The 1,870-nt window shown below is 25.9% G+C and carries 1 protein-coding gene; it reads left to right on the top strand.

The genetic code is table 11. The annotated features are described in order from the left end of the window. Positions 1-63: 63 nt before the first annotated feature. The coding region (locus tag HG1285_RS03150; protein WP_008288946.1) for a 6-hydroxymethylpterin diphosphokinase MptE-like protein at positions 64-1,870 on the top strand (1,807 nt) is incomplete at its 3' end.

The following is a 1,870-nucleotide window of genomic DNA, read 5'->3' as shown; positions in this document are numbered from 1 at the left end:
TGGTAAAATGAAAGTAGATATAAAATCTATAGTGGACAAAATTTTAGAATAAATAAGGTAAACATGAACCTGAAACTATTTAAAAAGAATTTAAAGTTTTTCAAAAGGAAGAAAAAGGAAATCTATAAACTTTTATCAAATTCAATAGATAGTAAGCCAATTATAAAAGAATACAGTCATTTTATAAACATACAAACAAGTGAGGGCATATATATTGAAAATTTGCATGCCTTAAAGAAAGATTTAATCTCCAACTTAAGCTTGTCTATATTTTTACCAGAATTTAAAGAAGACCCTAATTTAGAAGATTATCTACATTACAGAATAACGGAATCTATGGATAAGTTAATAGAAGAAAATAAAGATAGTGCTTATTATAAGAAAGTATTCCTTGAAGAAAAATATGTACCACTTTTATTTCTTAATGGTTTAGGAACAGGAAACATTATTAACATTATCAAAGAGTACGGTATAGACTTTAAATATTTAATAATATACGAATCAGATATATCTAAGTTTACAGCAAGTTTATATTATGTGGATTGGGAAAGTTTATATGATAATCACAATGTTTATATTGTAGCTGGCGACAATGAGAATAAAATAAAAGAAGGATTTGAGTTAATATTTAGTGAGATTAATCCAGTTTATCTTTCCTTTGTACTTTTTGTCAGTATTTATGTTAACAACCAAAAACATTTAAACATAGAAGATATTTATAAAAAAGTTGTACATGTTTCAACTAAGGGATGGGGTTTCTATGATGATGAAAAAGTTGGTTTAAAAAATGCTTTTGATAATATAAATAAAAAAATTCCTTATTTATATAAACCTTCTATACCAATTAAAAACAGCAATGTTTTTATTATTGGTTCTGGGCCATCCTTAGAAAAGGATATAACTTATATCCGCAGAAATCAAAACAAAGCAATTATAATTTCATGTGGAACAGCTCTACATAAGCTTTATAAAGAGAATATACTGCCGGATTTTCATATTGAATTAGAACGAGAGAATATTCGTAGAGATATACTTTTAGAGCTTCCGGAAGATTTCTTAAAAAAAGTAGTTTTAATTACAGCCGATGTTGTTCCTCCTTCTATTACAAGTATGTTTAGAAATAGCTTTCTTTTTTTAAGGACAAATTCAACACATCAGTTCCTATTAAACCCAAGCTTAATTCCTCCAGCCATAACACCAACCGTGGTAAATACTGGTGTATCTCTGGCAGTAATTTTTGGAATGCAAAACATTTACCTATTTGGAACAGATATGGGATACAAAAATATAAATAAAAAACATGTTGAAGGTACTATTTTTGATAAGAAGAAATATAAATACATAGAACAGCATACAACATCATATATAAAAGTTGAAGGTAATTTTGAGAAATATGTTTATACTGACGATATATTATTTTGGGCAAAATCTAACTTAGAAAAACTTATTAATGCATTTCCAGATAGAAACTTTATAAACTTTTCAGATGGAGCTTTAATAAAGGGAACAAAAAAACCAGATAATACTAATGTTCTAAAAGAAAATTATGTTAACAAAGAATTCTTGAAAAGTAATATATATTCATTATTTTCAACAAATTATAATGACTTCATGAAGCCAGATTTTAACAATTATTATGTGAGCTGTATTGAAGTAATGGAAGAAATAAAAAAAATAATAACAAAAAGTGAGTTATCAAACAGAGTTGATTATTTATACTTAATAGACGAAGTAATAAACATAATAAAAAAATATAAAAACAATGAAGTAGTAAATACACTATTAACAGGTTCTGTACAATCTATACTTTCATTTTTATATAAAGCAGTTCTTCTTGTACCTGAAGAAAAAAATCTATTTATCATCAAAG

Source organism: Hydrogenivirga sp. 128-5-R1-1 (assembly GCF_000171895.1).
Note: the sequence above shows the minus strand (reverse complement) of the source record. Positions and strands in the feature narration are given on the sequence as shown.